This is a genomic window from Streptomyces sp. PSU-S4-23 (assembly GCF_055632315.1).
Genome location: NZ_JBVMUU010000002.1, coordinates 6,935,868 through 6,955,226 on the forward strand (window position 1 = coordinate 6,935,868; position 19,359 = coordinate 6,955,226).

Consider the following 19,359-nt stretch of genomic DNA (forward strand, 5'->3'; position numbering starts at 1 on the left):
CGATCTTGGGCCAACCGACACCAACGCCGCAAGAAATTCGCCAACGATCGATCACATCTGGGCGCGGATCATCAAGAGCCGGTCATCGGGCCGGTGTGCCCGCCCGCCTCCTTGCTCGCCAGGGCGCGGCGCCGGGTCGGCGCCGCGAGGTGAGTGTCTGGTTGTTCACCTCCTGTCCCCGCGGCATGGGGCGTCGGTTCATGCCGCGGCGGGAGATTGACCCCGCTCACCCCAGGAGGATGCGATGAGAACGTGGCGCCGTGCGGCACAAGCAGCCGTTGCTGTGAGTGCCGTGAGTGCTCTGTGGCTGGCCCTGTCGACGGGACCGGCCTCGGCCGGACCGGCGGCGGCCGGGTCCGAGGACAAGCCGTTCACCTTCGCCGTGATCGGCGACATACCCTACGGCGATCAGCAGATCGCTGACTTCCCCGCCGCCATCGAGCAGATCAACGCCGACCCGGACGTGCGGTTCGTCGACCACCTCGGCGACATCAAGAACGGCTCGACCGTCTGCAGCGACGCCTACTTCAAGATGATCAAGTCGGACTTCGACACGTTCAAGGACCCGTTGGTCTACACCGTCGGGGACAACGAGTGGACCGACTGCCACCGGCCCAGCAACGGGCCGTACAACCCCCTGGAGCGCCTGGCGGAGATCCGGAAGGTCTTCTTCCCCAGCCCGGGCCGGACGCTCGGGCAGCACCGCGTCCGGGTGACCTCGCAGGCCGAGGAGGGCTACCCCGAGAACGTCCGGTACACCCGGGCCGGTGTCGCGTTCGCGGCCCTGCACATCGTGGGCAGCAACAACAGCATGGCGCCGTGGACCGGCAACACGGCGCCCACCCCGGAGCAGAGCGCCGAGGTCCTGGGCCGTACGGCCGCCGTGGTCCAGTCGGTCCACGCCACCTTCGACGAGGCCCGCCGCGCCCACAACAAGGCCGTGGTGCTCCTCACCCAGGCCGACATGTTCGACCCGACGGTCACCGACCCGTCCTTCGCCGACTACTACGCCTTCCAGCCGATCGTCAGGGCGATCGCCCAGGAGTCGGCGGACTTCGGCCGGCCGGTGTACCTGTTCAACGGCGACAGCCACGTCTACACCAGCGACAGCCCTCTGTCGGACGGCTCCAAGTGGCTGTCCCTCTACGGTGTGACGACCGCCGCGAACAACCTGCACCGCATCACCTGCGACGGGTCGAGCAACGCGCACGACTACCTGAAGGTGACCGTCGAACCGGGCAGCAGCCGGGTCCTCACCTGGACCAGGGTGCCCTTCGCGTCCTGAAGGGGCCGGGCGCTGCCCGAGGGACTCCCCCCGGACCCCTCGGGCCGCGCCCGGCCGACGCAGGAGGCCAGGCACCCCCGTACCCACGGCCTGCCTCCTGCGGTCGACACCGGTCCCATCGTCGCCGCCAGGTCTCCGTCCGTCATTGGTGCACAGCGCACGGACTGTTGACGTTCCGCGCACGCCATACTGGGCGGGGGCAGGGCAGATGAGAAGGGTGGGGGCCGACGGGTGATCGAACTCAACAGCCGGGACCTGCCGGCAGCCGAGCGGCTGGACTGGTTCCGCGAGCTGGTGGCCCGCGACATGGCGCCCCACGACATCGTCACCGAGCACGTCTCGGACTTCCCCGCCTCGGCGACGCTGCTGCCGTTGGGCGATCGCATCGGGGTCTCCAGCGTCGCGTTCCCCGCCATGCGGTCGATCCGCACTCGCCGCCTCATCCAGCGCTCGGATCCCGAACTGTGGGTACTGGCCCTGGTCGTGAGGGGCGCCATGCAGCGGGAGCAGGGCGGCAACCACGTCAACCCGGGCCCCGGCGACCTGGTGCTCTACGACACCTCCCAGCCGTACTGGGCATCGATCGGCACCGACGACGTGGCCCAGTCCATCGTGCTGCACCTGCCCCGGCGTTCGGTGCCCGTTCCGGAACAGGCGCTGCGTCGGCTGGTGGCCACCGTGCTGCCGTCCATGACCGGCATCGGCGCCCTGCTGGGCCAGTTGCTCCGCGGACTCGTCGAACAGGGGCCGGCGCTCGAAGCCGGTCGCACCCCCCGGCTGTCCTCCGCGGTGGTCGACCTGACCACCGCGTTCCTGGCATCCCTGAGCGACGGCGAGGGACCGCAGAACGCGTCGGCGCGGCGGGCGGCGCAGCTGCACCGGATCAAGTCCTTCATCCGCGCCCGGCTCGGTGAGCCGGAGCTGACTCCCACGGCCGTCGCCGCCGCCCACCACATCTCGCCGCGCACCCTGCACTACCTGTTCCGGGAGGACGGCCGGACCGTCGGTCAGTACATCCGCGAGCAGCGGCTGGAGCGTTGCCGGGCCGAGCTCACCGACCCGCGGGCGGCCGGGCGGAGCGTTGCCGCGATCGCGAACCGCGCGGGTTTCTCCGATCCCGCCGCCTTCAGCCGGGCCTTCAAGGCGTGCTACGGAATGCCCCCGGCGGAGTACCGCCGCAGCCAGGGGCAGTCGCGGCCATGAGCCGGATGCGCGGGAATCCCCGGACATACCTGGCAGTGGCCGCAGCCGCGTGCGCCGCGGCCCTCCTCGCTTGGGTGCCGGCCCGGACGCATGCACCGGCTCAGACGCATGCACCGGCCCGAACGTATGCACCGGGGAAGACGGGGGAGGTGTCCCCGCCTCCCGTCCATGCCGGATTCGACTACCAGATCGGTGGGCCCTACACCCCGCCGGCCGGGGTGCGGGTGGTCGTCCGCGACCACCGGGCGTCCCCGGCCGCCGGCCTGTACAACGTCTGCTATGTCAACGCTTTCCAGGCGCAGCCCGAAGCCGAGAAGGAGTGGGACGCGGACCTGCTGCTGCGCGATTCAGCGGGCAAGGTCGTTTACGACGACCAGTGGGGCGAGGCCCTGCTGGACCTCCGCACCGACGCCGGGCGCCGGCGGGTGGCCCTGAAGGTGAATGCGTGGATCGACGAGTGCGCCGCCAAGGGCTTCAAGGCCGTCGAACCGGACAACTACGACAGTTACACCCGCTCGCGGGGGCTCCTCGACGCCGCTGACGCGCAGGCGTTCATCACCCTGCTGTCCGGTCGCGCGCACGCCGACGGGCTGGCGATCGCCCAGAAGAACACCGCCGAACTGGCGGGCAGCCGCCGGAAGAACGGTCTGGACTTCGCGGTCACCGAAGAGTGCGGGAGGTACGACGAGTGCGGCACCTATGCCGACGCGTTCGGCGACAACGTGATCGACATCGAGTACTCCGGTGACGGCCTGGCGCGGGCGTGCTCCCGCTGGGGCCGGAGGCTGAGCATCGTCCGGCGTGACCTCGCCGTCTCCCCGGCGGGAAGCGGCGGACACCTCCGCAAGACCTGCTGAGTCCCGGGTCCGCCGGAGGAGCAGACCAGGGCCACGGCCTTCGGCGCCTGATCGGCCCGGGTGCCACGTCGTCCGCCGCGTCCGGGCCCGGGGGACCCGGACGGCCCGTGCGCCGCCCTCGGGAGCCGGCCGCACCCGCCGGCCCGCCCGGTCGTCGTACGGTGGTACCTCTTGATCGTGCGTGCGCCCCGAGCGGGCGAGGTGTGAGGGGGGAGCAACCGGTGCGGGGGACGCGATCGCCGGGGTACGGCCGGGACTTCGGGATCTTCTGGGCGGCGCAGACCCTCTCGGTCCTGGGGGACTCCTTCGCCCTGATCGCGCTGCCCCTGCTGGTGCTGGAGGCGACCGGGTCCATCGCGCGCATGGGGCTGCTGACGGCCGCCGGGGGCGCGGCGTCGGTGCTCGCCGGGGTCTTCGCCGGGGTCGTGGTGGACCGGGTCGACCGCAGAAGGCTGCTCATCGCCTGCGATGCCGTCCGGATGGTCCTCTACGCGCTGATCCCGCTGGTGTGGCTGGCCGGGCCGCGGATCTGGCTGCTGTACGCGGTGCTGCCGGTGTGCGAGGTCGTCGGCATGGTGTTCTCGGTCGCGTACGTCACCGTGGTGCGCGGCCTCGTGGAGGGCGAGCGGATCACCGCCGCCAACGGGCGGCTGAACGCGACCGCCGCGGCGGCCGGGGTGGCCGGACCGCTGTGTGCGGGCGTCGTCGCGGCCTGGGCAGGACCCGCCGCAGCCGTCGCGGTGGACGCGGCGAGCTTCGGCGTGTCGGCGCTCTGCCTGGGCTTCGTGCGGTTCCGGCCGGACACGCCGCCCGACCCGGCGCCGGACCGCGAGGGGCTGTGGCGGGAGCTGGTGGCCGGGGCGTCCTTCCTGCGCCGCCATCCGGTGCTGCGGGTGCTGACCCTGCTGCTCGCGGTGTTCAGCTTCCTGGAGCTCGGCCTGAACGACCTGCTCATCTACCACCTCAAGCACGACCTGGGGCAGCGCGACGGCACGGTCGGCACCGTCCTCGCGGTCGGCGCGCTCGGCAGCATCACCGGGGCCCTGCTGGTGGCCCGGGTGCGCCGCGGTCTCGGCTTCGGCCCCACCTGGATCGGCGCCGTGGCCCTCTGCGGCTGCGCCCTGGGCGGCATCGGCTGGGCCCGCGGCGTACCGGCCGTCGCCTTCCTGGCCGCGGCGTTCCTCGGCGGAGTCAGCGTCGCGGGGACGTGCTCCATGTCCCTGCGCCAGGAGGTGACCCCGCGGCACCTGCTGGGGCGGGTCACCTCCGCGTTCTGGACCCTCCACTACGCGGCGGCCCCGGTCGGCGCGGCCGTCGTCACCTGGGCCGCGCAGCACCACGGCACGGCGCCGGTGGGGGCGGTGGCCGGTGCCTGCTGCGTGGGCGTGGCGGCCCTGGCGCTGCTCACGCCGGTCCGCGCCCGCCACCCGGAGGCGGCCGCCGAGGCCGCGTGAGCGCCCGTGCGCATGGCGTCACTTGGTCCGACCGAACCATGGTCGCCCCTGAGATAGGCTCGTCTCAGGCGATATCGCCGGGTGAGCGAGGCAGGGGGAATCCATGACCGGGTCGGCGGGCTGGGAGCCGCTGCCGCGTGCGCGGACCTACGAGCTGGTGCTGGAGCGGATCGAACAGCTCATCCTGGACGGGAAGCTGAGAGTGGGCGACCGGCTGCCGCCGGAGCGGGAGCTCGTCGAACTCCTCGGCGTCAGCCGGGCGGCGATCCGCGAGGCCCTGCGCGTCCTGGAGGCTCAGGGGGCCCTTCGTCCGCGGGTCGGCACGGGGCCGGACTCGGGGAATGTGATCGCCGCGATGCCCAGCGCCGGCCTGACCCAGTTCCTGCGTCTGCACATCGCGCTCGCGAACTTCCCGCTCGACGATGTGATGGAGGCGCGCGCGGCGCTGGAGCGCTGCAGTGCGCAACTGGCCGCCGAGCAGGCCACGGAGGAGGACCTGGCCGCGCTGCGCGGGCTGCTGGAGCGCATGGACGAGCCGGGGCTGTCGCGCGAGCGGTTCAACGACCTGGACACCGAGTTCCATGTCGCCATCGCCGAGGCGGGCGGCAACCGTCTGGTCGCCGACATGACCATCGCCGTGCGCAACGCCGTGCGGCACACGTTCCTGGACGTCTTCCACCGCATCCAGGACTGGGAGGCGGTCGCCGGGCGTCTGCGCGCCGACCACCACGCCGTGTACGACGCCATCGCCGCCCGGGACGCGGAACGCGCGGGTGACACGGTGGAGCGGCACATCCGCGCGATCCACCACGACGTCATCCACCCCGTGCTCTGACCCGGCCCGTCCGTCACGGCGGCGGCCGTACGGGCGGGAGGCCGCACGTGCGTGGTCGGCCGGGGCCCGCTGCCTGCGGCCCGGAGCGTGCACTGTCGGACCGTGCCGGCGCCGAACGGCCGACGAGGCCAAGGGGGTGGCCGACGCGGGTACGGGTGAGGCAGCCGGCGTTTTCGAGGTCGGTGACAATGACCTGGACGGCGTGTTCGGTGATGCCGATCGAGGCGGCGACGTAGCGCAGCCGCATCTCCCGCGCAGGTCTCGCGGCGGGTGGAGGGGCCGGTCACCGTCCTCACCGTCCTCACCGTCCTCACCGTACGATCGCCGCCGCGTGTCCAGCCGCCCCCAGCGGGGCACTCGGGCTGGGGGAGTCGGCCGCGATCCGCGGCGGACCGCCCGTCCACGCTGCCGCCCCGGTCCCCTGGACGCCGCTCGCCACGGCCTGGCCCCCTCCGTGACCGTCGTGCCCGGTGACGCCCCGCCGGGCCCACCCGCCAGGTGAAGGAGGCCTGATCGCCGTGAACGACCCGTCCTTCCCCGTCCCGCTGTGGGTGTGGGCCGCGGTGACCCTCGGTATCGCCGTGATGCTCGCGGTCGACCTGCTGGCCCACCGCGACAGTCATGTGATCGGGTTCCGCGAGGCGGTGATCTGGAGCGCTGTCTGGATCGCCGTCGGCCTCGGCTTCGGCCTCGCCGTGCTGGCCTGGCAGGGCGGGGACGCGGCCTCCACCTACTACGCCGGCTACCTGATCGAAAAGGCCCTGTCGATCGACAACATCTTCGTCTTCGCCCTGGTCTTCTCGTTCTTCGCCGTACCCGACGCCTACCAGCACAAGGTGTTGTTCTGGGGCGTCATCGGCGCGCTGGCGGCCCGGCTGGTGTTCATTCTCGTCGGCGTCGAACTGCTCCGGGTCTTCTTCTGGACCGCCTACCTCTTCGGCGCGTTCCTGATCTGGACCGGCTGGAAGATGGCCTTCTCCAAGGACGCGGAGGTCCATCCCGACCACAACCCGATGGTGCGCCTCGTCAAGAAGATCATTCCCACCGATGCGCGGTTCCACGGCGACAGGTTCGTCACCCACGTCAGCGGACGCCGGGTGGCGACCTTGTTGTTCGTGGTCCTGGTCGCCGTCGAGGCCACCGACCTGATCTTCGCCATCGACTCCGTCGCTGCCGTCCTGGCCATCACCACCAACACGTTCCTGGTGTGGACCGCCAACGCCTTCGCCGTCCTGGGCCTGCGCAGCCTGTACTTCTGCCTCGCCGGACTCCTGCGCCGCTTCGTCTACCTGCACTACGGCCTGGCCGTCCTGCTCGCCTTCGCCGGAGTCAAGCTCATCCTGTCCGAGACTCCCGTGGGGAAGCTGCCGATCCCTCTCACCCTCGGCTTCATCGCCGCCACCATCACCATCTCGATCGCATGGTCCGTGATCGCCACCCGCGACCAGGCCCCCGGGACCGGCAAGCCCGAACGTGTCGGCACCGCCCCCGCCGACCACCCCGGACCCGACGCCGGACCCGACCCCGGACGCGCCAACGGACCTGACAGCGGACCCGACACCCGAACCGAACCGGGCCCTGCCGCGGACCGCGCGGACCCACGCCGCCGGGGAGCGCCATGACCCGGGGTTGCCCGTCAGCCCGGTGGGCGGGGGTGCTCCGGGGTGCGCGCTGCGACCTCGGATTGTGGAACACGGGGACCGCCGTGCGGCCGTGGCAGGGGAGGCGCAGGCGCCGATCGCGCCCGGGTGGCCGCCCATCACCCGGCCGGACCGGGCGCCGGAGCTGAATCGTTGCCGCGCGAGGTCTGGACGCCGGGGTTCCGTTGTGCTTGGCTACCGAGCCGTCCAAGCTATGGTCTGACCAAGTCCTCAATGGAGTGTGGGCCGCCATGTACCAACCCCATCTGGCTCCTGTGGCGGAGAGCCTCGCGCTCTCCTCCCTTCTCGCCGCCCTGCCCTTGGCCACGCTGTTCGTCCTGCTCGGCGTGGTGCGGGCCAAGGCCCACTGGGCCGGGCTCGCGGCGCTCGGCGTCGCGCTCGCCGTCGCCGTCGCCGGTTACGACATGCCCGCCGGTCTCGCACTGCTGTCGGCGAGCCAGGGAGCGGCGTTCGGTCTGTTCCCGATCATGTGGATCGTGCTGACCGCGTTGTGGGTGTACCAGCTCACGGTGGCCAGCGGCCGCTTCGAAGACCTGCGTCGCGCCTTCGGTCTGATCAGCGACGATCCCCGGGTACAGGCGGTCATCATCGCCTTCTGCTTCGGCGGGCTCCTGGAGGCGCTGGCCGGATTCGGCGCGCCCGTGGCGATCACCGGCGTGATGCTGATGGCGCTCGGCTTCACCCCGCTGCGCGCGGCGATCACCGTACTGGTCGCGAACACGGCGCCGGTCGCCTTCGGCGCGATCGCGACCCCGATCATCACGGCCGGCGGACTGACGGGGATCCCGTTCACCGACATCGGCGCCTACGTGGGCCGCCAGACCCCGGTGATCGCCCTCTTCGTGCCGCTGCTGCTGGTCGCACTGGTCGACGGGCGGCGCGGAATGCGCCAGGCGTGGCCCGTCGCCGTGGTGGGCGGCGCGGCCTTCGCGCTCGCCCAGTTCGTCAGCGCCACCTATGTCTCGGTGGAGCTCACCGACATCGTCGCCTCACTGGTGGGCCTCGCCGCCATCGTGGCCTTCCTGCAGGTGTGGAGGCCCCGGGGCGGGGAGCGGGTGCGGGCCGCGCTCGCCGGTACCGGCCCACAGGCGACGGAGGGCTCCGAGGACCGCTCCGGCGGGACCGGCGCGGACACCGCGGGGGAGCCCGCCGAGGGCCGGGAGCCGTCGGTCCCGGGCGGGGCGGCCGGCGCCCCGGTGGCCGAGTCCGGCACCGCGACACGGGTACGGCCCGCCACCGGCACCGCCGAGCCCGACCGCGTCGGCGCGGGCGGGATCGTCATGGCCTTCCTGCCCTATCTGCTCGTCATCGCCGTCTTCGCCGTGGCCAAGCTGTGGGAGCCCGCCAAGGAGTTCCTCGCCGGGACGGACGTCAAGATCGCCTGGCCGGGGCTGGACGGCCATGTGCTCACCGCCGCGGGCAAGGTGTCGGCCGCCACCGTCTACACCCTGCCCTGGCTCTCCTCTCCCGGCACGCTGCTGCTGCTGTCCGGTGTGCTCGTGGCCGCCGCATACCGGCTGAGCCCGGTCGTCGCCGCGAAGGAGTTCGCCGGGACCCTGCTCAGGCTGCGCTGGGCGCTGCTCACCGTGGCCAGCGTGCTCGCCCTCGCCTACGTGATGAACATGTCCGGACAGACGATCACCATCGGCAGCTGGATCGCCGGCGCCGGCACGGCGTTCGCCTTCCTCTCCCCGGTCCTCGGCTGGCTCGGCACCGCGGTGACCGGCTCGGACACCTCGGCCAACGCCCTGTTCGCCACGCTGCAGCAGACCGCCGCGCACAAGGCGGGGCTCGACCCCACCCTGCTGGTCGCCGCCAACACCTCCGGAGGCGTCGTCGGCAAGATGATCAGCCCGCAGAACCTCACCATCGCGGCCACCGCGGTCGGCATGAGCGGCCGAGAGTCGGAGCTGTTCCGGGGCGCGATCAAGTGGAGCCTCCTGCTGCTGCTGGCCATGTGCGTGCTGGTCTTCCTGCAGTCCGACCTGCTGGCGGGGATGCTCCCGTGACCCCGGCCACGCCGCCCGCCCGCACCTGACGAAAGACGGCAACGATGCGCGTCGCGCTGTTCATCACCTGCTTCAACGACACCCTCTTCCCCGACACCGGCCGGGCCGTGGTCCGGCTGCTCGAACGGCTGGGCTGCACGGTCGACTTCCCCCAGGAACAGACCTGCTGCGGCCAGATGCACTTCAACACCGGCTACCAGCGGGAGTGCGTGCCGCTCGTGCGCGGCTTCACCGAGGCCTTCGCCGGCTACGACGCGGTCGTGACACCCTCCGGATCGTGCGCCGCCATGGTGCGCGAGTACCACGGGCGGGTCGCCGAGGCGGCGGGGGACATCCCCCTCGCCGCCGCGGTGGCGGCCACCCCGCGCGTGTATGAACTCTCCGAGTTCCTCGTCGAATACCTCCAGGTCATCGACGTGGGCGCCTACTTCCCCCACCGGGTCACCTACCACCCGACCTGCCACTCGCTGCGCATGCTCGGCGTCCGGGACAAGCCGCTCGACCTGCTGCGGGCCGTGCGCGGCATCGACCTCGTCGAGCTGCCCGCGGCCGAGCAGTGCTGCGGCTTCGGCGGCACCTTCGCACTGAAGAACTCCGACACGTCCGTGGCCATGTGCGCGGACAAGGCGCGGCACGTGCTGGCCACCGGCGCCGAGGTGCTGTGCGCGAGCGACAACTCCTGCCTGATGCACATCGGCGGCATGCTCTCCCGGCTCAACAGCGGTGTCCGCACCCTGCACCTGGCCGAGATCCTCGCGGCCACCGAGGACGAGCCCGCATCCCTCGGCTCCCTCCCCGGGACGGTGGCCCCATGAGCGGCACCGTCGACCTGGGCATGCCCTCCTTCCCGCGAGCGGCCCGGCAGGCACTCGCGGACACGCAGTTGCGCCGCAACCTGGCGTACGCCACCGGCACCATCCGCCGCAAGCGGGCCGAGGTGGTCGGCGAACTCGACGACTGGGAACAGCTCCGCGAGGCCGGGCGCGCCCTCAAGGAGCGCACCCTGCGCCATCTCGACCGCCACCTGGTCCAGTTGGAGGAGCGGGTGACCGCCGCCGGCGGCCGGGTCCACTGGGCCCGGGACGCCGCCGAGGCCAACCGGATCGTGGTCGGGCTCGTCGAGGCCACGGGCGAACGCGAGGTGGTCAAGGTCAAATCCATGGTCACCCAGGAGACCGGCCTCAACGAGGCGCTGGCACAGGCGGGCATCGCCGCGTACGAGACCGATCTGGCCGAACTCATCGTCCAGTTGGGAGACGACCACCCCTCGCACATCCTCGTCCCCGCCATCCACCGCAACCGCGCCCAGATCAGGGAGATCTTCCTGCGCGAGATGGGTGAACGGGGCACGCCCGCCCCGCCGGACCTCGGCGACGACCCCCGTGAACTGGCCGAGGCCGCCCGCACCCACCTGCGCGCCAAGTTCCTGCGGGCGAAGGTGGGCATCTCGGGGGCCAACTTCCTGGTGGCCGAGACCGGGACCGCCGTGGTCGTCGAGTCGGAGGGCAACGGGCGCATGTGCCTCACGCTCCCGGACACCCTGATCTCGGTCGTCGGCATCGAGAAGGTCGTGCCGGCCTGGCAGGACCTGGAGGTCTTCCTGCAACTGCTGCCCCGCTCCTCGACCGGCGAGCGGATGAACCCGTACACCACGACCTGGACCGGCACGACGGACGGCGACGGGCCGCGCGTCTTCCACCTCGTCCTCATCGACAACGGCCGCACGGACACGCTCGCCGACCCCATCGGCCGGCAGGCACTGAACTGCATCCGCTGCTCCGCCTGCCTGAACGTGTGCCCGGTGTACGAGCGGGTCGGCGGACATGCGTACGGCTCGGTCTACCCCGGGCCGATCGGCGCCATCCTCACGCCTCAACTCCGCGGCCTGGCCACGCCCGTGGAGCGCTCGCTGCCGTACGCGTCGACGCTGTGCGGGGCGTGCTACGAGGTCTGCCCGGTCAAGATCAACATTCCGGAGGTGCTGGTCCATCTGCGGGCCGGGGTCGTGGACGGGGCCCGCCGGCGCCCCGTGCCCACCCCCGAGCAACTGGTGATGAGGACGGCCCGGTGGACCCTGGCCCGCGCGCCCCGGCTGGCCGCCGCGCAGCGGGCCGGCGCACTGGCCGGACGGCTGCTCGGGCGGCGCGGCCGCATCCGGCGGCTGCCCGGGCCGCTGTCCGGCTGGAGCGATGCCCGCGACCTGCCGGTCCCGGCGTCCGAGAGCTTCCGTGCCTGGTGGAGGAGGACCCGCCGATGACCCCCACGACAACGCCCGGCGCACGCGAGGAGATCCTCGGCCGGATCCGGCGCGCCCTGGCCGACGTACCGCAGGACGAGTCGCCCCCGGACGTGGCCGTCCCCCGCGACTACGCGCGGGGCGGGATCCCGGCCGCGGGCTCGGCGGCGGCCGTCGCCCTGCTCTCCGATCGGCTCACCGACTACGGGGCCGCGGTCCGCGTCGCGACCGAGGACACCGTGGCCGGCACCGTGGCGCACCTTCTGTCGGCGGCCGTGAGCGTGGTGGTGGCGCCGGGATTCCCGCCGGCCTGGCGGTCCGCGCTCCCACCCGGACGGGTGCTGGCCGACGAACCGCCCCTCACCGTCGGCGCGCTCGACGCGGCCGGTGCCGTCCTCACCACGGCCGCGGTCGCCGTCGCCGGGACCGGCACACTGGTGCTCGACGGGGGCCCCGGCCAGGGCCGCCGCGTGCTCACGCTCGTGCCCGACCACCATGTGTGCGTGGTGCGGGCCGACCGGACCGTCGCCTCCGTCCCGGAGGCGCTCGCCCGGCTGGATCCCGCCCGGCCGCTGACGTTCGTCTCCGGCCCCTCGGCGACCAGCGACATCGAACTGAACCGGGTCGAGGGCGTGCACGGCCCCCGCACCCTGGAGGTCGTGATCGTCGTCGAGCCCCCGCTGGAGACCCCACGGGAGGCCGGGCCGGAGTGCTGACCGGCGGGGCGACGGTCGCCCCGAGACCTGGGCCGGTGTCACCGACCGGCGCTGGAGGTGTCAGACACCCCATGTCGTTCGGTGCCGAGCGATGCCGCCGAACGCCAGGTCGGGTTCCCGCCAGCTTCCGCTGGCGGGGCCCGCGATGCTCTACGGCATGAACCGACTCGAAGGAAACGTCGCCTTGATCACGGGCGGAAGCCGGGGCATCGGCGCCGCCACGGCTCTCCGGCTGGCGGAGGAAGGTGCCGACGTCGTCGTCACCTATGAGAACGGCTCGGAGCGCGCTGCCGAGGTCGTGGAGCAGGTCAAGGCCCGGGGGCGTCGGGGTCTGGCCATCCAGGCCGACAGCGCGGTCCCCCGGGCACTGACCGCCGCGGTGGACGAGGCCGCCGCGGCATTCGGCAGGCTGGACGTCCTGGTCAACAACGCCGGCGTCTTTCTCGTCGGCCCGCTCGACGACCTGGGGCCGGCGGAGATCGACCGCACCCTGGCCGTGAACGTCCGGGCACCGTTCGTGGCGTCACAGGCCGCGGCGCGTCACATGGGCGACGGCGGACGCATCATCAGCATCGGCAGCAACGTCGCCGAACGCGCGCCCTTCCCGGGCCTGGCGCTGTACTCGATGAGCAAGACGGCCCTCGTCGGCATGGCCAAGGGGCTGGCCCGAGAACTCGGCCCGCGCGGCATCACGGTCAACGTGGTCCACCCCGGCCCCACCGACACGGACGCCAACCCGGCGGACGGCCCGAACGCCCAGACGATCGCCGGCTTCACCGCTGTGGGCCGTTACGCGGAAGCGGCCGAGATCGCGGCCACCGTCGCCCACCTGGCGAGTGTGGACGGCGAGTACATCACCGGAGCCTCGATCCACGTGGACGGCGGCTTCACCGCCTGAGCCCGCGACGGTGAGCCCGGGGCGCTGTCAGTGGCGGGTGCCATGCTGACACCGGTTCCGAGCAAGGCCCCAGGAGGCTCCCGTGTCCCAAGACGAACTGCGGCTCACCGTGTCGCCGACCGGTTTCCAGGCCGCGTGGTGCGCCAGCGACCTCGGCAGGTTCCGTCCGTGCAGCGGCACCTACGAGGTCTACCCCCACGAGAGCCTCCCGCCGCTGGACCCCGGCAGGTTCACGGGCTCCTTCGACTGGCTCGGGGGCATCGGCAGCCTCGAACCGGAGCAGGCCGCCCGGCTCGGCCGCCTGGCCGAGAGCCTGTCCGCCCTCGGCGCCGCACTGCCCGGCGACTTCGTGGCCTTCCAGACGGCGGCGAACCTGCACGACCGCCTGGACAGGGTCTCGGTGACCGCGTGTTGGAGTGACGTCTCCGAACCGCTGCCGAGCCCGGTGGAGGACGGTGCCTACCTCGTCCGCTTCCTGCGCGACCAGCAGGACTGCGTGTTCTGGTACCTGTACCTCCGGCCCTCGGGCGAGGCGTTCGTGGTGTTCTCCGCCGTCGATTACGAGGAGTACGCCGACCGGGAGGAGGACGGGGAGGAGGGGAGCGGCGGCGAGGCGAGCCACCGTGAGGCGCACCGGCGCGCGATCGGCTGGTGCGCGCCGACGTTCGAGGAGTTCGCCTACCGTTTCTGGGTGGAGAACCGGCTCTGGTACGCGACCCAGGACGACGACCCGTCCGGGCTGGAACCCGAGCTGCGGGACTACCTGAGCCACTACGCCCCGCCCGAGGCTGCGTCGGTGGAAGGCATGTGCTGAAGGGAAGCCTTCGGCCGCCAGGCGGAGCGCGGCGATGGCCCGATCACGCACGGAGGCCATCGCCCGCGCTCCGCCGCCGGTCCGTACCCGTGAGGCGTCCTCCCCCCGGACGTCGCACACTCAGTCGAGACAGAACTCGTTGCCCTCGATGTCCTGCATCACGATGCACGACTCGTTGTACCCATCGGCAACCAGCAGTTGCACGCGTGTCGCGCCGAGTGCGACCAGTCGTGCGCACTCGGCCTCGAGCGTGGCGAGGCGCTCCTCACCCACGAGCCCGGTGCCGACTCGCACGTCGAGATGCACGCGATTCTTGACGACCTTGCCCTCGGGGACGCGCTGGAAGTACAGCCGCGGGCCCACGCCTGAGGGGTCACCGCAGGCGAACGCCGAACCCTGCTGCTCAGGCGGCAGAGAGCGATCGAAATCGTCCCAGGTGGCAAACCCCTCCGGTGGCGGCGGTACGACGTACCCCAGCACCTCGCACCAGAAGCGGGCGACGCGCTCCGGTTCTGCGCAGTCGAAGGTGACTTGGACCTGCCTGATCGATGACATCGGCGCACCATAGCAGGGCGACTCCCGTGGTCGTCTCCCGGTGTGGATCCGCACGTTGCCGGGAGGACGGCCCCTGCGCCGTTCCGGCAACGTACGGACGGGGAGAGGCCGTTCGGTCAGCCGGTCTCCGAGAACACGAAGGAGAACTCCGCGGGCTCCGCCCGCAGGACGTACCGCGGCAGCGGGCCCGGACCGCACGACTGGGAACCGATGCCGTGCTGGCCGTGGTCGAGGTTGACCCACACCGTGTCGCCCGGCGTGAGGTCGGTGAGGTGCCGGGCGGCGTCCAGCTGCTCGGTGGTCCAGCGCCGCGCCGTGAGCCAGAACTCCGGGTCGCCCTCGATCCTCAGGCCGCCGATCTCCGCCCAGCGGACGTCGGCACGGGCGCCGTTCTCCTGCGGGCGGACGTACGGCGTCTGCAACTCGTCCACCGTGGCCTCCCAACGGCCGAGCTCCGACGCCGACTTCGTGTCCGGGTACGCCTCGCCGGGGCCGCCGCCGAACCACCGCACGCGGTCCACCGGACCGGGCAGTCCGAACCGGATGCCCAGCCGCGGCAGCGGCACCGTCCAGTCGCCCTCCGGCCGCACGGACACGGTCAGCCGCAGCCGGTCGCCGTCGGACGTCCAGCGGTACACCGCCGTCAGGCCCGCCTCCCGGGCGGCCGGCGCCACCCGCGTCCGTACGGTCAGCACGTCGTCGCCCACCTCCACGGCGTCCAGGCGGTGGCGCATGCGGTGCAGGCCCAGCGTGCGCCACAGCGGGCCGTAGCGCGGATCCGGCTGCCACGCCGCCCCGTCGTCGTTGTCGGTGGGCGCCCGCCACACGTCCAGGCGCAGGCCGGTCACCTCCACGCGGCCCACGGTGCGCAGCGCGCCCGTGCGGGCGTCGAAGGACGCCGGGCCCAGCGCGATCCGGCCGTCCGCGAGCACGGGGGCCGCACCGGTGGCCGCCCGGACCGGTGCCCGTCCCGTGACGGCGAACTGACCCCACGCCACCTGGTGGTCCTTCGGTCCCCACGCGGTGTCCGCCGCCAGCAGCGCCCGTACCGTGCACCGCGTCTCACCGTCCGCGCCGTCGGGCGGCTCCGGCAGCTTCACGTCCGCCGACTCCCCGGGAGCCATGGCCGGCACCGGCAGCGTCCCGGACGTCACCGTCTCGCCGTCGACCTGGTAGGACCAGGTGAAGGCCAGGGCCGACAGGTCCGCGAAGTCGTAGGCGTTGCGGATCCGCACGGTGCCGCCGCCGTCGCCGTCGATGCGGACGGGCTCGATCACCTTCTTGTATTCGACCAGGCCCGGAGACGGCCTGCGGTCCGGGAAGAGCAGCCCGTCGCAGACGAAGTTCCCGTCGTGCAGCTCCTCGCCGAAGTCGCCGCCGTAGGCGAAGCCGTACCGCTCGTCCCTGATGCCGTGGTCGATCCACTCCCAGACGAAGCCGCCCTGGAGCCGGTCGTACGTCTCGAAGAGCCGCTGGTAGTCGGCGATGCCCCCGGGGCCGTTGCCCATGGCGTGCCCGTACTCGCACAGGACGAGGGGGAGCCCGCGGCGCCTGCGGGTGCCTCCGTCCAGGCCCCGGCCGATCCGCTCGACCTCCTCGTGGAAGGCGTACATGCGCGAGTACATGTCCGTGTCACGGCAGGTGGGGTCGCCCTCGTAGTGCACGAGCCGGGAGGGATCCCGGCCGTGGATCCACCCGGCCATCGCCGTCAGGCCGCGGCCCGTGCCGGCCTCGTTGCCCAGGGACCAGACGACGACCGACGGGTGGTTCTTGTCGCGCTCCACCATGCGGGCGGCGCGGTCGAGGAGCGCCGGGGTCCAGCGGTCGTCGTCGACCGGGTTGTCGCGCCAGTCCTGCTCGACGAAGCCGTGGGTCTCCAGGTCGCACTCGTCGACGACCCACAGGCCCAACTCGTCGCACAGGTCGAGGAAGGCCGGGTGGGGCGGGTAGTGCGAGGTGCGCACGGCGTTGATGTTGTGCCGCTTCATGAGCAGCACGTCCTCACGCATGGTCTCCAGGTCGAGGGCGCGGCCCCGCTCCGGGTGCCACTCGTGCCGGTTGACGCCCTTGAACAGGACCGGCCGTCCGTTGACCTTGATCAGGCCGTCCTCCAGGGCGACCGTGCGGAAGCCGATCCGCAGCGGCACCCGCTCGCCCTCCGTGGCGAGCACGCCGTCGTACAGCCTCGGCGTCTCCGCGGTCCACGGTTCGACGGTGACCGTCGCGGACTCGCCGGTGGAGACATCGATGTCGAGGGCGGGCACGGTGACCCGCCCCTCCACGTCCGAGTCGACCCTGAGCGTGCCCTCGCCGGTGACATGGTCGTAGGAGGCGTGCACGAAGAAGTCGAGGACGCCGTCCGCGGGGCGGTGCAGCAGCGTGACGTCCCGGAAGATGCCGGGCAGCCACCACTGGTCCTGGTCCTCCAGGTACGAGCCGGCGGACCACTGGTGGACCCGGACGGCGAGCACGTTGCCGGCCGGCCGGAGCAGATGGCCGACGGCGAACTCGTGCGGCAGCCGCGAGCCCTTGAACTCGCCCAGGCAGGTGCCGTTGAGCCAGACGCGGGCGCAGGACTCCACGCCGTCGAAGCGCAGCACCGCCCCGCCGTCCGACGGCCAGCCGGACGGCAGGTCGAAGGTCCGCAGATGGTCGCCGGTCGGGTTCTCGGTCGGTACCCGGGGCGGGTCGACCGGGAACGGGTAGAGGTGGTTGGTGTAGACGGGGGAGCCGTGGCCCTGGAGGACCCAGTGGCCGGGGACGGAGATCTCCGCCCAGTCCGCCGCGTCGTATCCGGGCTCGGCGAACGAGTCGTCCTCGGCGTCGGCGGTCGCCGACAGCCGCAGGCGCCAGCTGCCGTTCAGGGAAAGGGACAGGGCGTCCGAGGACGCGTACCGGGCGCGCGGCGGCAGTGCCCCGCTGCCCGGCGAGACGTCCTCGACGTAGTCGATGGCCGTAGAGGTGCGGAAAGACATCGGTCTCCTAGCTCAGCCCTTGATTCCGGTCTGTGCGATCCCCTGCACCAGCCAGCGCTGGAGGAAGAGGAACACGAACAACAGGGGCAGGATGGAAATGGCCGTGGCCATGAAGATCAGATGGAAGTTGACGGTCTGGTTGGTCATGTACGAGGACAGCGCCACCTGCACGGTCCAGGCACTCGGGTCCTGGCCGATGACCAGCGGCCACAGGAAGGCGTTCCAGCCGTTGATGAAGGTGATCGTCGCGATCGCGGCGAAGAAGTTCAGCGAGTTGGGGACCACGACGCGCCAGTACGCACCCCAGTAGCCGAGTCCGTCCACGCGTGCCGCCTCCTCCAGTTCCCTGGGGAATCCCAGGAAGTACTGCCGGAAGAGGAAGCAGGTGAAACCGCTGAAGAGCCCGGGCACGATGAGGCCCCGGTAGCTGTCCACCCAGCCGAGCGAGGAGACCAGCACGAAGGTGGGGACGAAGGTGACGGCGGTCGGGACCATCAAGGTCCCCAGCACGGCGTAGAAGACCTTGTCGGCGTGCCGGTAGGGGATACGGGCGAGGCCGTAGCCCGCCAGGGAGCACACCAGCAGGATGCCGGTGGTGTGCAGCACGGCCACGACGACGGAGTTCAGCATCGAGCGGCCGAAGTCGACGGTCGTGTCGTGGAACGGCTCGGTGATGTTGCCCCACTGGATGTCGGTGGGGAAGAGCCGCCAGTTCTCGCCGGTGATGTCGGCGTCCGTGGACAGGGCGTTGCGGACGAGGAGATAGAACGGAATCAGGAAGAGGAGGGCCGCGACCCCGGTGGCGAGGTACAGGCCGCCGTTACCGATGACGCCGCCCCGCCGCACCCGCCGCGGCGGCCGGGCCCGGGAAGTGGTGGTAGTGGTCACTTGGACTCGTCCCCCCTTCCGAAGCCCATGATCCTGCCCTGCGTCAGGGTGACCGCGCAGATCAGCAGGGTGAGGATGACCGCCCCCGCGCTGCCGGCGCCGTAGTCCTGGTTCTCGCCGAGGGCCGTGTAGTACAGCTCGACGAGGGGCGGACGGCCCCATGTCGTCTTCGACAGCAGGTTGAAGAACTCGTCGAACGCCTGGTAGGCGGCGATCAGCAGCAGCAGGACCACCGCGGTGGACGTGGCGCGCAACTGGGGCAGGGTGATGTGCCGGAAGGTCTGCCAGCCGGGCCTGGCGCCGTCGATCGCGGCGGCCTCGTACAGCTCGTCGGGGATGTTCTGCAGGGCCGCCAGGAAGAGGATCATGTAGAAGCCGGACTGCAGCCACAGGCGTGCCGTGACGATGACCAGCCAGTACCACGGCGGGTCGGGGTTGGCGAGCCAGGCGATGTTGTCCACGCCGAACCAGCCGAGCACGGTGTTGGCCAGCCCGAAGCGGACGCCGCTGAAGAGGGACATCTTCCAGATGAGAGCGGCGGCGACGTAGCTGCAGGCGGTCGGCAGGAAGAAGACGGACCGGAAGAACGCCCGCATGAAGCGCAGCCGGTTGACCATCAGGGCGAGGCTCAGCGACAGCGCCCACGTGGTGGGCACGATGAACGCGGCGAAGACCGTGAAGGTGCCGAGCGCGCCCACGAACTCGCCGTTCTCCAGCATGTACCGGTAGTTGTCGAAGCCGATGAACGTGTGGGGGGTGACGGTGAAGCGGGCCTCGAAGAAGCTGAGCCACAGGCTCCAGCCGATCGGGATGTAGACGAAGATCGCCAGGCCGATCAGGAACGGCCCGGTGAACAGCCAGAAGTTGAAGGTCCTGCTTCCTCGCAGACCCCGCCACGGCGTGGCCCTGGAGACCTTCACGGGGGCGGGGTGCGCGAGATCGCGCGTGGTGGTCGTCGACATGTCGGTGTCCG

Annotated in this window: 16 protein-coding genes; 12 read left to right on the forward strand and 4 right to left on the reverse strand. The window is 71.8% G+C overall.

Features of this window, described 5'->3' with window-relative positions:
• Positions 1–292: 292 nt before the first annotated feature.
• The 12 genes from ACZ79I_RS31550 (at position 293) to ACZ79I_RS31605 (ending at position 13,968) form a co-directional block, all read left to right on the forward strand.
• On the forward strand, positions 293–1,285 hold the full coding sequence (locus ACZ79I_RS31550) for a metallophosphoesterase (RefSeq protein WP_471501810.1): 993 nt from the start codon (positions 293–295) through the stop codon (positions 1,283–1,285).
• Between the two features lie 231 nt (positions 1,286–1,516).
• Positions 1,517–2,488 carry a helix-turn-helix domain-containing protein gene (locus ACZ79I_RS31555; protein WP_471501812.1) on the forward strand — a complete coding sequence of 324 codons (972 nt, stop codon included), beginning with the start codon at positions 1,517–1,519 and terminating at the stop codon, positions 2,486–2,488.
• The gene (locus tag ACZ79I_RS31560; protein ID WP_471501814.1) at positions 2,485–3,345 is read left to right on the forward strand and encodes an endo alpha-1,4 polygalactosaminidase; all 861 of its coding nucleotides are present in this window, start codon (positions 2,485–2,487) and stop codon (positions 3,343–3,345) included. Before ACZ79I_RS31555 ends, ACZ79I_RS31560 begins: the two co-directional genes overlap by 4 nt.
• Before the next feature lie 221 nt (positions 3,346–3,566).
• The gene (locus tag ACZ79I_RS31565) at positions 3,567–4,799 is read left to right on the forward strand and encodes an MFS transporter (RefSeq protein ID WP_471501816.1); all 1,233 of its coding nucleotides are present in this window, start codon (positions 3,567–3,569) and stop codon (positions 4,797–4,799) included.
• Between the two features lie 103 nt (positions 4,800–4,902).
• A complete protein-coding gene (locus ACZ79I_RS31570) occupies positions 4,903–5,634 on the forward strand; it encodes a FadR/GntR family transcriptional regulator (protein WP_471501818.1) in 732 nt (243 codons plus the stop codon).
• 518 nt (positions 5,635–6,152) lie between these two features.
• Positions 6,153–7,256 carry a TerC family protein gene (locus ACZ79I_RS31575; RefSeq protein WP_471501820.1) on the forward strand — a complete coding sequence of 368 codons (1,104 nt, stop codon included), beginning with the start codon at positions 6,153–6,155 and terminating at the stop codon, positions 7,254–7,256.
• A gap of 269 nt (positions 7,257–7,525) precedes the next feature.
• Complete coding sequence (locus ACZ79I_RS31580) at positions 7,526–9,304, forward strand: L-lactate permease (RefSeq protein WP_471501822.1); 1,779 nt, start codon at positions 7,526–7,528, stop codon at positions 9,302–9,304.
• A 44-nt stretch (positions 9,305–9,348) separates the two neighbouring features.
• Positions 9,349–10,119, forward strand: coding sequence for a (Fe-S)-binding protein (locus ACZ79I_RS31585; RefSeq protein ID WP_471501824.1), 771 nt, complete (start codon positions 9,349–9,351; stop codon positions 10,117–10,119).
• Positions 10,116–11,561: a lactate utilization protein B gene (locus ACZ79I_RS31590; protein WP_471501826.1), complete on the forward strand. Its 1,446-nt coding sequence runs from the start codon at positions 10,116–10,118 to the stop codon at positions 11,559–11,561. The genes ACZ79I_RS31585 and ACZ79I_RS31590 overlap by 4 nt, the downstream gene beginning before the upstream one ends.
• Positions 11,558–12,256, forward strand: coding sequence for a LutC/YkgG family protein (locus ACZ79I_RS31595; RefSeq protein ID WP_471501828.1), 699 nt, complete (start codon positions 11,558–11,560; stop codon positions 12,254–12,256). The genes ACZ79I_RS31590 and ACZ79I_RS31595 overlap by 4 nt, the downstream gene beginning before the upstream one ends.
• A gap of 157 nt (positions 12,257–12,413) precedes the next feature.
• The gene (locus ACZ79I_RS31600; protein WP_471501830.1) at positions 12,414–13,154 is read left to right on the forward strand and encodes an SDR family NAD(P)-dependent oxidoreductase; all 741 of its coding nucleotides are present in this window, start codon (positions 12,414–12,416) and stop codon (positions 13,152–13,154) included.
• A gap of 82 nt (positions 13,155–13,236) precedes the next feature.
• Complete coding sequence (locus ACZ79I_RS31605; RefSeq protein WP_471501832.1) at positions 13,237–13,968, forward strand: hypothetical protein; 732 nt, start codon at positions 13,237–13,239, stop codon at positions 13,966–13,968.
• A 120-nt stretch (positions 13,969–14,088) separates the two neighbouring features.
• Here ACZ79I_RS31605 and ACZ79I_RS31610 read toward each other — a convergent pair whose 3' ends face one another.
• The 4 genes from ACZ79I_RS31610 to ACZ79I_RS31625 form a co-directional block, all read right to left on the reverse strand.
• Positions 14,089–14,523 (reverse strand): VOC family protein, encoded by a 435-nt coding sequence (locus ACZ79I_RS31610; RefSeq protein WP_471501834.1) that lies wholly within the window; start codon positions 14,521–14,523, stop codon positions 14,089–14,091.
• Between the two features lie 116 nt (positions 14,524–14,639).
• Positions 14,640–17,498 (reverse strand): glycoside hydrolase family 2 TIM barrel-domain containing protein, encoded by a 2,859-nt coding sequence (locus ACZ79I_RS31615; protein ID WP_471501836.1) that lies wholly within the window; start codon positions 17,496–17,498, stop codon positions 14,640–14,642.
• 12 nt (positions 17,499–17,510) lie between these two features.
• Positions 17,511–18,386 (reverse strand): carbohydrate ABC transporter permease, encoded by an 876-nt coding sequence (locus ACZ79I_RS31620; RefSeq protein WP_471501838.1) that lies wholly within the window; start codon positions 18,384–18,386, stop codon positions 17,511–17,513.
• Positions 18,383–19,348, reverse strand: coding sequence for a carbohydrate ABC transporter permease (locus tag ACZ79I_RS31625; protein ID WP_471501840.1), 966 nt, complete (start codon positions 19,346–19,348; stop codon positions 18,383–18,385). The genes ACZ79I_RS31620 and ACZ79I_RS31625 overlap by 4 nt, the downstream gene beginning before the upstream one ends.
• Between the last annotated feature and the right edge of the window lie 11 nt (positions 19,349–19,359).